The organism is Cohnella laeviribosi DSM 21336 (assembly GCF_000378425.1).
In the GTDB taxonomy this organism is placed as follows: Bacteria; Bacillota; Bacilli; order Paenibacillales; family Paenibacillaceae; genus Cohnella; species Cohnella laeviribosi.
The window spans coordinates 1-14,144 of the sequence record NZ_KB899869.1 but is presented as its reverse complement, the minus strand read 5'-3'; the positions used below and the strand labels follow the sequence as shown (position 1 = coordinate 14,144).

At 59.1% G+C, this 14,144-nt stretch carries 12 protein-coding genes; 7 read left to right on the top strand and 5 right to left on the bottom strand.

Annotation, left to right across the window (positions count from 1 at the left end; genetic code table 11):
- From F560_RS0121110 to F560_RS0121100, 3 genes are all read right to left on the bottom strand, one after another.
- A partial coding sequence (locus F560_RS0121110) for a helix-turn-helix domain-containing protein (RefSeq protein WP_019007723.1) occupies positions 1-196 on the bottom strand: 196 nt, incomplete at its 3' end.
- Positions 197-299: 103 nt separating this feature from the next.
- Entirely contained in the window at positions 300-1,499 is a 1,200-nt protein-coding gene (locus F560_RS0121105) for a superoxide dismutase (protein WP_019007722.1), read from the bottom strand.
- A 173-nt stretch (positions 1,500-1,672) separates the two neighbouring features.
- On the bottom strand, positions 1,673-2,680 hold the full coding sequence (locus F560_RS0121100) for an alpha/beta hydrolase (protein ID WP_019007721.1): 1,008 nt from the start codon (positions 2,678-2,680) through the stop codon (positions 1,673-1,675).
- Between the two features lie 212 nt (positions 2,681-2,892).
- On the opposite strand from F560_RS0121100, the gene F560_RS0121095 reads away from it, so the two are divergent.
- Positions 2,893-3,636 (top strand): IclR family transcriptional regulator, encoded by a 744-nt coding sequence (locus F560_RS0121095; protein WP_019007720.1) that lies wholly within the window; start codon positions 2,893-2,895, stop codon positions 3,634-3,636.
- A 196-nt stretch (positions 3,637-3,832) separates the two neighbouring features.
- Here the strand turns inward: F560_RS0121095 and F560_RS23945 are convergent, their stop codons facing one another.
- Complete coding sequence (locus F560_RS23945; RefSeq protein WP_019007719.1) at positions 3,833-4,882, bottom strand: YlbL family protein; 1,050 nt, start codon at positions 4,880-4,882, stop codon at positions 3,833-3,835.
- A 171-nt stretch (positions 4,883-5,053) separates the two neighbouring features.
- A complete protein-coding gene (gene acnA / locus F560_RS0121085) occupies positions 5,054-7,768 on the bottom strand; it encodes an aconitate hydratase AcnA (RefSeq protein ID WP_019007718.1) in 2,715 nt (904 codons plus the stop codon).
- 311 nt (positions 7,769-8,079) lie between these two features.
- Between acnA and F560_RS0121080 the strand changes: the two genes are divergently transcribed.
- From F560_RS0121080 to F560_RS24765, 6 genes are all read left to right on the top strand, one after another.
- Complete coding sequence (locus tag F560_RS0121080) at positions 8,080-9,147, top strand: amidase domain-containing protein (protein WP_019007717.1); 1,068 nt, start codon at positions 8,080-8,082, stop codon at positions 9,145-9,147.
- Positions 9,148-9,169: 22 nt separating this feature from the next.
- Positions 9,170-10,285, top strand: a complete 1,116-nt coding sequence (locus F560_RS0121075) for a D-alanine--D-alanine ligase (RefSeq protein WP_019007716.1) — start codon at positions 9,170-9,172, stop codon at positions 10,283-10,285.
- Between the two features lie 19 nt (positions 10,286-10,304).
- Positions 10,305-10,634, top strand: coding sequence for a hypothetical protein (locus F560_RS0121070; RefSeq protein WP_019007715.1), 330 nt, complete (start codon positions 10,305-10,307; stop codon positions 10,632-10,634).
- 370 nt (positions 10,635-11,004) lie between these two features.
- Positions 11,005-11,841 (top strand): sulfite exporter TauE/SafE family protein, encoded by an 837-nt coding sequence (locus tag F560_RS0121055; protein WP_019007713.1) that lies wholly within the window; start codon positions 11,005-11,007, stop codon positions 11,839-11,841.
- Between the two features lie 192 nt (positions 11,842-12,033).
- On the top strand, positions 12,034-12,867 hold the full coding sequence (locus tag F560_RS0121050) for an inositol monophosphatase family protein (protein WP_019007712.1): 834 nt from the start codon (positions 12,034-12,036) through the stop codon (positions 12,865-12,867).
- Positions 12,868-12,960: 93 nt separating this feature from the next.
- Positions 12,961-13,245 carry a hypothetical protein gene (locus F560_RS24765; protein WP_156829084.1) on the top strand — a complete coding sequence of 95 codons (285 nt, stop codon included), beginning with the start codon at positions 12,961-12,963 and terminating at the stop codon, positions 13,243-13,245.
- Positions 13,246-14,144: the final 899 nt, after the last annotated feature.

Sequence of the window (14,144 nt, the reverse complement as noted above, 5' to 3'; positions counted from 1 at the left end):
TCCCACGCTTGTCTTCAAATGCCGCTATTCCATTTTGACGATATTTCCTCATCCAGACCTTGACTCGATCTTTATCCTGTATCCCCAAATGCTCCGTGATCTTCCTGTAGCTCCATCCCTCTTCCACATGTAATCGAATGGCCTCTAGCTTAAGCGATTTTGGATAATGCTTGAACTTCTGTCCCTTTATAGCCATAAGAAATGCACCCCCTAGAATTTTCATCGGATTAACCAAGGGGTTTTTCCAATGTCTATTCTAAAGGGTGCACTCTAGTTTGTCCGGTCAGGGGCTTTCTTCATCAGTATGGAGGCCATTGCAGCGTTCTCGCTTTGGCAAAGCGTTCGGCTACATAAGGCCAATTCACGACGTTCCACCAATCCTTGATATAGGCGGCCCGATCGTTCTGGTGCTTCAGATAATAGGCGTGCTCCCAAACGTCCAGCGGCAGCAGCGGCACGATATCCCACTGCGATAAATTTTGATGCTTTTCCGCCGTGAGAATCTCAAGCCGCCGGCTGCGGGGGCTCCATACGAGAATGGCCCAACCGCCGCCTTCCACCTTGTTGGCCGCTTCCGTGAACTGGCGCTTGAACGCGTCGTAGCTGCCGAAATCGCGGGAAATCTGGTCGGCGAGCGGTCCGGCCGGTTTGCCTCCGCCCTTGGGCGACATGGCGTCCCAAAAAATCGTATGCAAATAATGCCCCGCTCCGTTAAACGCCAGTTCCCGTTCCCAATGCTTGACAAGATCGAAGTCGTTTCTCCGGCGGGCTTCCTGCAGCTTCAGCTCCGCTTTGTTCAGGCCGTCGACATAGCTTTGATGATGCTTGTCGTGGTGAATGCGCATCGTTTTCTCATCGATATAGGGCTCCAAAGCGTTATATGGATAGGGCAGGGGAGGCAGAGTATGACCGCCGATCGGCACGGGCCGCCCGATTTCGGCCGAAGAAGGCCTCGCTCCGTCTTCTTCCGGCGTGCGAAGCTGCTCGTCGGCCGGCTGAGGAACATCCAGGGCATCCTCGGACTCTTCTTCGACTGGCGAACGTTCGGATGGCGAACGGTTCGAGCCGGGTTGAGCCTCAGGATGCGTCCATTGGCGAAGCGCGTCCAAATAGCGGCCGGATTCCGCCGCAAGCTGCTCCAGGATGGCCGCTCCGGCCGGATTCCGCCGTACGGCTTCGCTGTTTCGGCGTATCGTTTGCAGATGGCGGATATATTCGTCGGATTGACGGTCCGCTTCCTTGGCCAGATCCGGATAATGTAAAGCTCCCTGCAGGGGAAATTCGCGGGCATCCGGCGCTGCCGCGTTCAGCGAGAACTGGGCGACGGCGGCTGTTCGTTCGAACACGATTTGCCAGTCGTGAAGCAGCTTGGCGTATACCGGTTCAAGATCGGGGATTCGCTGGCGGATCAGGATCGTGCCGTTTCTTTCCCGTGCTTTCCATACGATCAGATCATTGGCCGGACCGTGCGGGAGACCCGCATTCTCAGCTGGCGGCATGCCTATTCCCTCCTTCCGATGGTCGCGCCATAAACGGCTACGTCCCCATCGTATGCAAAGAGAGCGGCCGTTATGCCACCGATTCCGGTACGTTTGTCCCGGTTCGCCGGAAGCGGATCGCTCGTACGGCCGGCTGACGCTCACGAGCCGCCGGAATCCATGCACCGCCGAAATCAGACGATCCGGGCGGACGCGGCTTGATGAACGTTGTTCAAAAAGTCGGCGGCCCGTTTCATATATTCCTTCGTATGAGTCCGGTAAGTCATCTCGTGAAGCACATCGGGAACGATCCAAAGCTGCGAATAAGGATTGGATTGGGCGGCGGCGATATTTTCGCTGATCGACCGGGGCGATTTATCGTCGGCCGTTCCATACACGAGCAAAATCGGGAAATCGAAAGCGGTGGACTGAGCTTCCGCCGAAGGAATCTGATCGAGACTGCTGCCGCTCCACAGCGGAAAGAAGAGTTCGACAAGGCTTTGCGTCAACAGCTTGGGAAGGGAGACGTACCGTTTGATGTTGGCGTAGATCGTCTCCTTGTCCGCCAGAAACGTGCTGTCCAAAATCATGCCGTCGATCAGATCGGTCTTCAAGGCGGCCTGCAGGGCGGTGCCGGCCCCCATGGAAAACCCCCAAACGACCAGCTCCGAGCTGCCCTGCTCGCGCGCGTATTGCAGGGCGCCCAATAGCTGCTGCGTTTCGGTCAGCCCGCCCGTCGCCGGGGTCGGGTTGACGGGATCGGCATAGCCGTAATCGAACATCAGCACATTGTAGTTCCAGCCGTTGAGCATTTCGGCAATATCGTACATCGGCACCCAGTATTCCTCCCGATTGGCGCCGTAACCGTGGCTTAAGACGACGGTACGGTCGCTGCCGCCGGGAATCCACCAGCCGTGCACGTAAGTGCTTCCGTCCGCGCTCGGGAACCGGATGTCGGTGTAGGGGAGGTTTTTGGCTGCCATAGGGTTCGAGGATAAAACCGCGACTTTGGGATGGGTGAGAAGGTAGGCCGCATACGCGAAAATCGACACCGCCAGAAGGGCGGCCGAGACCGCTGCGATGAGTGCCGTCATCAGAAGCTTCCTGCCTTTCCTTTTGGCCAGCGCCGGGGGCGAATAGCCGAGAGAGTCGGGAAGAGACAGGGCGTCCAGGGGATAGGCGTTCATCGTTGTCGTGTTCATGGTGGCCCCTCCGCTTCTATGAGAAAATGCTCAGATAAATCCTTAGAATGATCGTAATTTTGAAAAAAGAAGACGTCAACGAGAGTTGTCGAATTGTTAGACAGACGTAATGGAACTGTAATAAAACGCTTACAATATTTACGGCGGGAAGCACTTGCGTTATACTGGGTGTACCACGGTTTCATTGGGTGAAACGATTGGAGGGTCTTCGGATGGAGGACGAAAAACGCACCGTGCGGGCCGTTGAAAGGGCATTGGATGTGCTTCTCTGTTTTACTTCGGGAAGCGAATGGGGACTTACGGACATCGCGCAGCGCGTCGGTCTTCACAAAAGCACCGTCCATCGTCTCCTCGCCACCTTGGAGGAAAAAGGCTTTGTCGCGCGCGACGAAGCTACCGATAAATACAGATTGGGGTTGCGGATATTGGAGTTGTCGGCCCATCTGACCCGATCGGACGATCCGGCCGTCGTCCTTCTGGGAGAGATGGAGCGGCTGCGGGACCAGCTTGGCGAGACGGTCAGCCTGTACGTGCGCGACCGGAAAGACCGGGTGCGCATCCAGGCCGTGCAGAGCGAGCAGGCGATTCGCCGCGTCGCTCCGGTAGGAGCGAGACTGCCGCTTTTCGTCGGGGCTTCCAGCAAGGTTCTGCTCGCGTTCGCCGAGCCGGAGGTGCGGGAGGCGCTGCTGTCCGATCCGGCCTGGCCGGCTTCGATCGATGTCGAAGCGTACCGGAAGCAGCTCGCCGAGATCGCCGAAGCGGGGTACGCCACCAGCTATGAAGAACGGGAAGCGGGAGCGGCGGCCATCTCGGCGCCGATCTTCAACCGTTCGGGCAAGCTGGTGGCGGCGCTGTCCGTGTCGGGGCCGTCAAACCGGCTCACGCCGGACGTCATGCGGGAGCGGGCGCCGGCGGTTGTCAGCGCGGCCAAGCGAATGGGGGCTTTGCTGGGATAAGCCTCCGCCGCTGCCCGCCCCCCGGCAGCCTGCGCCCGGGGATCGGCGGCGCGAGTTGCGGTCGTGTGCGGGATTGAATTGCTTTGCCGCCGTGTCAAAAGAGGGCTCTCCAAATGCGGGGTTTCATGGTTTTCCGGCATTTGGAGAGCCCCCTTTGCCTTTCAGTTGCCGAATCGGCATTTTAGAGGGGCCAAGATTACGCTTTCGGTTCCAGATTCCGCAGAAACGCAAGCGCGTCGCTCAGCGACGAAACTTTCACAAGCTTCAGCTTCAAACCGAGTTTCTTGACGGTTTCTTCGGCTTCCTTCCAGTTGCCGAGGCCGTTTGCCTCATCGTAAGGAACGAGGAAGTAGTCGGCCTTCTCCCGGTCCGCGGCCATCAGCTTGTACTTGATGCCGCCGATCTGACCGACCGAGCCGTCGGCCGCGATCGTGCCCGTACCGGCGATCCGGTAGCCCCGGCTCAAATCCTCCCCTGTTAATTGGGCGATAATCTCCAGCGTCATCATCAGGCCTGCGGAAGGGCCGCCGGTATCCTCAAAATCGAACTTCACCGGGTCGGGCGCCGTAACCTTGAGCACCGTCTCCGGGTAAAAGCCGATGCCCGGCTTGCCCGTCGAGGCCATCTCGATCAGCGGCACTTCCGCCTCGAAAGGCTTGCCGCCTCGCGTTCCGGCAAGCTTGACGGTATCTCCGGCCTTCTTGCCTTGAATAATGGCGGTCAGCGCTTCCGCCGTCAGCGCTTCCCGGCCGTCGGCCGATGTGATGATATCGCCTTCCTGAAGACCGTGCTCGCGCGCCTTCGTTTCCGGCAAAAACGCTTTCACAATGACGCCCTGCTCCTTGATGTCGATTTTCCGGCCAAGCGCGTCGTAGGCCGCCATCAGCGCCCCGTTTTCCGAGCTGTCGCGCATATAGGCGAGCAGGTTGCGGTACGCGGCGTAGTTTACCGTTCCGCCTGTCGCCTTTTCCTCGGTCACGATATCCATCCGGGGATTGAGCCAGGCATACAGGATGGAAAATACATTCGGCTTCGAATACGTCGATACGGTCGTAAACAGCAATGCGCCTTTCTCTTCCAGTTTGTGTCCGGTCTCGACCCTTGGATGTACGGGTTCCGCGGAGCCGGGGCCGTAGAGCACGTAGGGGAGCGACCAATTGCTCGCCACAAGGAAGAGAACCGCAATCAGCCCGACAATGACGGCCGATTTGTAGCGGCGGAGCCAACGTTTCGTTGCGGCAGCCATCCGGGGCTTCACCTCCGGTAAACATTATAGCGCAACTGCTTGAGCGGAGACAAAGAAAAAGCCGAACGGGCAAAGCGCCCCCGAACTCTAACGCGCCCCTGAACCGGCACAAAAAAACATCCGCAGATACGGAGGTTAACCGTATCTGCGAATGCCTTCATAAAGACTTGATTATTGCGCGGCCAGCATTTGGCGAAGCACCGTTTGCAGGATGCCGCTGTTGCGGTAGTAGTCGACGTCGACCATCGAATCGAGACGGACGGTAACCGGGAACTCGAACGTGGAGCCGTCTTCGCGGGTCGCCTTGACGGTGACCGTTTGGCCCGGCTGCACGTCGTTGCTGAGCCCGATGATGTCGAACGTTTCGCGGCCGGTAATGCCGAGCGACTTCCAGCTTTGGCCGTTTTGGAACTGCAGCGGCAGAACGCCCATGCCGACGAGGTTCGACCGGTGAATCCGTTCGAAGCTTTCGGCGATAACCGCCTTGACGCCAAGCAGGAACGTGCCTTTGGCCGCCCAGTCGCGGGAGCTGCCGGTGCCGTATTCTTTGCCGGCGATGACGATCAGGTTCTTCTTGTCTTGTTGATATTTCATCGAAGCGTCATAGATGGACATGACTTCTCCGGTCGGCAGATATGTGGTTACGCCGCCTTCGGTGCCCGGAGCCACTTGGTTGCGGATCCGGATGTTGGCGAACGTGCCGCGCATCATGACCTCGTGGTTGCCGCGGCGGGAGCCGTACGAGTTGAAGTCCTTTCTCGCCACGCCGTGCTCGGTCAGGTACAGGCCCGCCGGGCTGTCCGGCTTGATGTTGCCCGCCGGCGAGATGTGGTCCGTCGTTACCGAGTCGCCGAGCAGCGCCAGGACGTTTGCGCTCTTGATGTCGGTGATGTCGCCCGGCTCGGAGCTCAGATCCTTGAAGAACGGCGGATTGGCGATGTAGGTCGAGTTCGGATCCCATTCGTACAGTTCGCCTTGCGGAACCGGAATTTTGTTCCATTGTTCGTTTTGCGTAAACACGTTCTCGTATTTCTTGCGGAACATTTCCGGCGACAGCGATTGACGGATCGCTTCCTGAATTTCTTCGTTCGTCGGCCAAATGTCCTTCAGGTACACCGGCTCGCCGTTGTGGCCGTAGCCGATCGGCTCGTTGGCCAGATCGATGTTCACCGTGCCCGCCAGCGCGTAAGCGACGACAAGCGGCGGCGATGCCAGGTAGTTCGCTTTCACTTGCGCGTGAACGCGGCCTTCGAAGTTCCGGTTGCCGGACAGAACGGCGGCTACCGTCAGATCGTTGTCGGCGATCGCCTGGCTGACTTCATCCGGCAGCGGACCGGAGTTGCCGATACAGGTCGCGCAGCCGTAGCCGGCGACGTAGAAGCCGAGCTTCTCCAGATAAGGCAGCAGGCCGGACTTGGTCAGATAGTCGGTGACGACGAGCGAACCCGGCGTCAGCGAGCTCTTGACATATTCCGGTTTGGTCAAGCCGCGTTCGACGGCTTTTTTGGCGACAAGACCCGCGCCCAGCATAACGCTCGGGTTGGAGGTGTTCGTGCAGCTCGTGATCGCGGCGATGACGACGGCGCCGGTTTTCAGCGTGCTGGTTTTGCCGTTTTTGTGCTGCACTTCGACGCTTTGCTCGATCTTCTCTTCGGACAGGCCGTATCCGCCTTTGTCGATCGGGGTCCGGATAATTTCGTTGAACGATTCCTTCATCTTCGTCAGCTCGACGCGGTCTTGCGGACGTTTCGGACCGGCCAGGCTCGGCACGATCGTCGACAGGTCGAGCTCGATGACGTCGGAGAATACCGGGTCCGGCGTATCGTCCGTGCGGAACATGCCTTGTGCCTTGTAGTAGGCTTCGACAAGCTGAATTTGCTTTTCGTCGCGGCCGGTCAGGCGCAGGTAGTTAAGCGTTTCTTCGTCGACAGGGAAGAAGCCGATCGTCGCGCCGTATTCCGGAGCCATGTTGGCGACCGTCGCGCGGTCCGCCAGGCTGATGTTCGACAGACCGGAGCCGAAGAATTCGACGAACTTGCCGACAACGCCTTTTTTCCGCAAAATTTGCGTAATCGTCAGCGCAAGGTCGGTTGCCGTCGCGCCTTCGGCCAAGCGGCCGGTCAGACGGAAGCCGATGACTTCGGGCGTTACAAAGTAGAGCGGTTGGCCCAGCATGCCGGCTTCGGCTTCGATGCCGCCGACGCCCCAGCCGACGACGCCGAGACCGTTGATCATCGTGGTGTGGGAGTCCGTGCCGACAAGGGAGTCCGGATACACTTCGGTTACGCCGTCTTTCGTTTTCGTGGCGGCGACGGAAGCCAGGTACTCCAGGTTGACCTGGTGAACGATACCGGTCGCCGGCGGAACGGCGCGGAAGTTGTCGAACGCCGTTTGCGCCCAGCGCAGGAAACGATAGCGTTCTTCGTTGCGTTCGAACTCGATGTTCATGTTCGTTTGAAGCGCGTCCGGCGTGCCGAACGCGTCGACCATAACGGAGTGGTCGATAACCAGATCGACCGGAACAAGCGGATTGATCCGTTTCGGATCGCCGCCCGCTTTCTTTACGGTTTCGCGCATGGCGGCCAGGTCGACGACGACAGGCACGCCGGTGAAGTCCTGCAAGACGATGCGCGCGGGAATGAACGGAATTTCTTTATCCTCGCGGCCGTTGGCCCAGCCCGCGATTTGCTTGACGTGCTCGAGCGTGATCGCGCGTCCGTCGAATTGACGAACAGCGGCTTCAAGCAGCACCTTCATCGAGAACGGAAGTTTGGATACAGGGCCCGCACCTTGTTGCTCCAGCTTTTCCAGGCTGTAGTAACGGTACGATTGTCCGGCTACCTGCAGCTCGGACTGCACCTGGTAAGGCAGTTTAGACAATTCCATCAGCCTCCTGAGTCATTGAGAATGAGTTTCATTGTGTGAAACACGATTTCAAAAAACCTATACGTATAGTATAACGTCAGACATGCGTTCCGTAAAGTTGCATTTGCTGGTTATGTGAAGGTTCTGTGACGATTTTGTGCCATTGGAGCCTTTTTGAGCGCCTGATTCGAACCTGTTTTGAATAGGATGCCACTTAGCCCGCTTCCTTCATCCCGAACGGACGAAACGGCGCGCGTTCGAGCATGCTTCGGCAACCTGCGGCATAGGATGAAAACGACAACCGTCTGGACGAATCGGGAGGAGGAGCAGCGGTGCCGGATCAGGAATGGAAACAGGCGTTGGTCGATTATGTCAATGTCATCAACGAGGCCGACCTGCTCGGCGACGCCGGGGCGCTGCGCCGCGTGCCCGACCCTCTGCACCGCGCGCGGCTTGCGCAGCGCGCGGAAGCGCTGGCGCAAAGAAGCCATCTCGTCCGCTTCAGGCCGATTCGCAGCGAAATCAAGGCGCGGCTGCTGCGCTCCAGCGAAAGAGCGGCGGAAGCGGCCGTCGAGCTTCAACTGCATATCATCCGCTCCTACGAGCAGGACGGCCATCCTTGGCGGGAGGAGCGGCTGGAGCGGGAACGGATCCGTCTGATCCGGACGGGAAAAGGCTGGAGAATCGACGGGATCGAACCGGTCGGAGGCGAGTCCCGCCCGGTACCGATGACGGAGACGGATACCCGCGTTGCCGGCGAATACGGCTGGCCGGGCCGCCCGGTGCTTCCTTCCATACCGCTGATCAAAGCGTCCGCGTCCGCGAGCCGGAAATCGAAAGTATATGCGGCGCCCGGGACAAGCGGAAGCTGGGACGACTGGAGCGAGCGCGCCGCCGCTTACCGCAGGGAAGAAGCGGTTGCATACGCGGAGCTGTGGTGGGATCGTCCGAATCCCGCGTTCGAGCATTTTGAAGTCAACTGCACGAATTACGTCTCCCAGTGTCTCTTTGCAGGGGGAGCGCCGATGAACTATACTGGGAGAAGGGAATCGGGCTGGTGGTATAAAGGATTCGTCAACGGAAAGGAGCAGTGGAGCTTCAGCTGGGCCGTCGCAAACAGCCTGCAGCATTATTTGTCGTTTCCGAGGTCGTTCGGTTTGCGGGCTCAAGCGGTCGAATCGCCCCGTCAGCTGATGCTGGGGGATGTCATCTGCTACGATTGGGACGGCAACGGCCGTTACCAGCATAACACGGTCGTCACCGCCTTTACCCCGGACGGCATGCCGCTGGTGAACGCCAACACCGTCAGCAGCCGCCGCCGATACTGGGATTACCGCGATTCCTACGCATGGACGGAGCGGACCCGGTACCGTTTTTTTCACATAAGCGAAGAGTTTTGAACTTAGGATCCGGAGGCAGACTATGAATTCTAAAGTGCGCGTTGGCCTTGTATACGGCGGACGCTCGGGAGAACACGAGGTTTCCCTGCAGACCGCGTTTGCGGTGCTGAAAGCTTTTGACTACGACAAGTACGAACTCATCCCTTTTTATATAACCAAAACCGGACAGTGGCGCTCCGGACCGAAGCTTAAGGCGCCTCCCGGAGCCGTTGCCGAACTGAAGTTCGAGCCGGATGCCGGGGCCGAGGCGGAGCAGGCTGACGCTTTGCAGCCGGTCGTTCGCCGCATGAGCGAGCTGGCGGCCGGCGAGAATTTCGCCCAGAACGCCATCGACGTGATGTTTCCGCTGCTGCACGGCACGTTCGGCGAAGACGGCACCATCCAAGGGCTGTTCGAGATGGCCAACCTCCCGTACGTGGGGGCGGGAGTGCTGGCTTCGGCGGTCGGAATGGACAAAGCGGTGATGAAGACGCTGTTCGCCCAGGCCGGCCTTCCGCAGGTCGGGTACCGTTTCTTTACCCGGTATCAGTGGCAACGGGAGCGGGAGGCGCTGCTGTCGGAAATCGAATCGGCGCTCGGCTATCCGTGTTTTGTCAAACCGGCCAATCTCGGATCGAGCGTCGGCGTCTCGAAGGCCCGGGACCGCGAAGAGCTGGCCGCCGCCGTCGTCACGGCGCTGCGCTACGACCGCAAAGTCGTCGTCGAGGAATTCGTCGACGCCCGGGAGATTGAGGTCAGCGTATTGGGCAACGACGAGCCGAGGACGTCGGTTCCGGGCGAAATCGTAAGCTCGAACGATTTTTACGATTACAACGCCAAATACATCGACGGCAAATCCGTCATGATCATTCCCGCCGAGATCCCTCCGGAGACGGCGCAGAGCGTGCGGGAGATGGCGGTGAAGGCTTTCCGGGCGATCGACGGTTCGGGGCTCTGCCGGGCGGACTTCTTCCTTCGCCGCAGCGACGGAAAGCTGTTTATCAACGAAGTGAACACAATGCCGGGGTTCACCCCCTTCAGCATGTATCCGCTGCTGTGGCAGGAGTCCGGCGTATCGTACCGCGAACTGCTGGATACGCTGATCCGGCTTGCGATCGAGCGGCACCAAGAACGGCAGGCGCTGGAATACGGAGGTTAAGCTATACGGAGGGATACGGATGGGCTTTCGGACGGAGTTCAATTCCGTGTGCAAATTCAAATCCGAGCAGGAGCTCTATGAACTGCTTGAATACGGCCGCGGAAAAATGGTCAAAAAAGGGTTTCGCGTTTACCCCACCGGCCAGAAAGTGATCGCGTACGCGCCGGACAACAAGGCGATCGCCATCGTGCGCATCGTCGCTTCGATCGCCGAAATCAATTTCCAGGGCGAAGAAGTGACCGAGGTGGAGATGGAGCTTGTCCGGACTCTGACGGAAGAAGAATCGCGAGTGCAGACCGCTCTGGCGCACGAGATGTTTTTCGGCGAGCAAGCGCGGACTGGCGTCTGAGCCGGCTTGACCGGCCGGCGGAGCGGCACATTCCATAAGGCTATTGCAGACCGGGCCGGGCCAACGGGCCTTATGCGGGCAAGGTCCGGTTTTGGCCGCGATGCCGGTTCCAACTGAACAAACGCATCCCCCGTCCGGAACGCTGACGATGGCGATTTCGCCAAACGCGCCGACCGAAAAGCGGGGCTTCGTCGTTTGGAGCGGCTTGCGGGTATTCTTTTCGCCGGTCTTTAAGACGTACGGATAAGCGGGAAAAGGGCGGCCGGGACGTGCGGAAGCCCGATGGGACGATGGCGGCCGGAGCCGCCGTCAACCGGTCCCGGGCATCTTCCGGCGGCTGGCGCACGGCCCTGGGCTGGGAGTGGGAGCATTGACTGGATGGGCTTGGCTATTCATCGCGCTGATCGGCGTCGTCTCGGCCGTTTTCGGCAGCATTGTGGGGCTTGGCGGAGGCATCGTGATTGTGCCGTCGCTCGTTCTGCTGGCGCCCGCCATGCTGGATGAGGCCGTTTCGACGCAGACGGCCGTCGGCACTTCGCTTGCCGTGCTGGTTTTTACCGCCATGTCGGCAACCTGGACGTACAAGAAGCAGGGCAAAGTGGACTTCAAAACCGGATGGCTGCTGTTTGCGACAAGCGGGCCGGCGGCGATGGCGGGGGCTGCGGCGACGAATCTCGTGCCGAAGGGACCTTTTCAGCTAAGCTTCGGCTTGTTTATGCTGGTCATGTTCGCCCTTATGATCGCCAGGGAGCGGATGAAGCCGCTGCGCTTCGATTGGCCCGTAAAACGCATGTTCCGGGACCGGAACGGAACCGAATACCGCTACGGCTTCAGCGTCCCGCTGGCGCTGGCGATCGGAGCGGGCGTCGGCGTTTCGTCCGGCCTTTTCGGCATCGGGGGCGGCTCCCTGTTCGTGCCGCTGATGGTGCTGCTGTTCGGGTTTCCGCCGCACGTGGCGACGGCTACGTCCATGTTCGTTATTCTGCTCTCGTCCGTAACGGGAAGCTTTGTCCATGCGTGGAACGGCAATATCGACGGCATGCTGTTTGCCGCGCTCGCTCCCGGAGCGATTGTCGGCGGCCGGCTGGGAGCGGCGATCGCCGCCCGGTTGACGGGCAGGCAGTTGATGTGGCTGCTGCGGGCGACGCTGCTTGCGGTGGCGGTTTATTTGATTTTGAAGGGGCTGCGGGAAACGGGCTACCTATGAGCCTTTTTTCGCCGCCAATCGTTAGACGCCGGAACTTGCCATTTTCATTGACGTATACAATACAAGATAGATTTTAACTTTTATAGCCAAAATAAGTCGGAGTAAGGGTTTTCATTATACGGCTGCGGCTTTCCCGTTCATCGGGCGGAAGCTTTGCCGATTCAATCATTTTAGAATATGAGGGATGATTCGATGGATGCCAACGAGCCGGTAATCGGCAGCAAAAGCTTTACGGCGGTCGCTGTCAACTGCGCGGCCAAAGCCGGAGAATGGATCAAGAGTAAAATCGGCAGCGCCGCGCCGGATATCAAATCGAACATGCACGATCTGGTCACCGAGGTGGACAAAGGCTCGGAACGGCTGATCCGCAATCTGATCGGAACGCACTTTCCGGATCACTCGTTCTTGGGCGAGGAAGGGGTCGAGCCGGGTCCGGAGGCATCGGCCAAAGCGCTGGAACGCAAGAGCGGCGCGGAATATTTGTGGATCGTCGATCCGATTGACGGAACGACCAATTACGTGCACCGGTTTCCGTTTTATTCGGTGTCGATTGCGCTGGCTTATCGCGGACAAGTCATCGTCGGCGTCGTGTACGATCCGGAACGGGACGAGCTGTTCGTGGCGGAGCGGGGCAAGGGCGCGTATGTGCACGGCAAGCGCATGAAGGTGTCGGGCGAGCCGGAGCTTCGCCAAAGTCTGGTTGCGACCGGGTTTCCGGCCGATCATAAGCTGGCGCTGCCGGCTAACCTTCGCCAGATTCAGGCGCTCGCTCCGCAGGTCCGGAATTTGCGGATCGCGGGTTCGGCTGCGCTGCATATGGCGTATGTCGCCGCGGGAAGGCTGAGCGGCTTCTGGGAGGCAGGGCTGAACGCCTGGGATCTGGCCGCCGGTTCGCTGCTTGTCGAAGAAGCGGGCGGACGGCTTACCGATCAGAACGGGGAGCCTTACCATCTGGGCGTCAGAAACGTGGTGGCGAGCAACGGGCTCATTCACGACGAGCTGCTTGCCTCCCTTGCGAAGGCGTAATTGCGCTTTGTGCGGGCCGCAAGCCGGGAGGACAAGGCGTACATCGGCCGGCGGGATTGTGGCCATCCTAAAGCCAAAAAGGAGGCGGCGGCCGTGGCAAGCGAACATGAGGACGCGAGGGACGGAATCTCCCCTTCGGAACGAGAAGGCAAGCCGGCTCAATCCGCGGCGGAATCCGAACTGGTCCGCAGGCTGACCGAAGGCCCGATGGAGGAGCCCGACGCTGCGGAGGCGGCGGTTCGCCGGCTTTCGCCGCGCTGGGAAATCCGCGTTCGGGCCGAGCGCGATCCCGTGGCGGAGGAGACGGCAGCCTACCGGCGGATTGCGGAGGAAGTCGACGGAAGATACGACAGGAAGCCGACGGATTCAGAGAGTTAGCGGGGCAACATCGGAACGAATGATTCGGGGTGCTTCCGCCAGACAAGCCATCGATCCAGCGAACATATTCGCGGATCGATGGCTTGTTTGGCTGTCAGGAGGCGGAAGGGAATCCTGAGGGGCCGGTTTTGGGGTTTTCTCGCGGATCTGGCGGCTGCCGGAGGAACCCGTGCGGACGGAGGAAGGAAGGGGCGATGCCTGAGGTTGCCGAAGTTGCATGACCCACAACTTTTTTTTTTCGCACGACTGGCCTCCTTACTTGACTCAAACGTAAGCATCGTAAGCGTCGAATCTCATCGTCCCCACCGTGGCGCTCATCCATCAAGTAGTCCGTCCAGTACCTCACATGATCCCGATCGGCGGAGTGCAGCGGTCAAGTAGTCCGTTTAGTACTCACATGGCCCCGAGCGTCGGAGTGCAGCCGCCAAGTAGTCCATGTTCAGTAAGAGTCCAAACATCCTCCACCTTGTTGTCCAGGTAGGCTGCACTCAAACGGACCGTCGTTCCCTTATTTTTGTCCGGATGGGCCAAAACGCGGGCAAATCGGACAGGGGTTCCGCTATTCATTCCAACCGGGGGTCTTTTTGTACGATCGGACGGAAATAGTTATAATGAACGAAACCGACATCCTGATTGCTTATCCGTAGGTTACATTTGGAAACAATGAGATTAGCAAAACACCATTGCAACCAAATCAGAGCTACAAACAAAAAGGAGTCGGTCTATCATGAGTAATTCCATAAAATACGTCGGTTTAGACGTATCCAAGTCAAAAATTGCAGTAGCGGTCGCGGAAGAAGGCAGACAAGAAGCCCGTTACTGGGGAACCATCGTGCATACGAAAGAAGCGGTCGCTAGACTGATGCAACAATTGCGCACGACGGAAGAGATCACGCTAA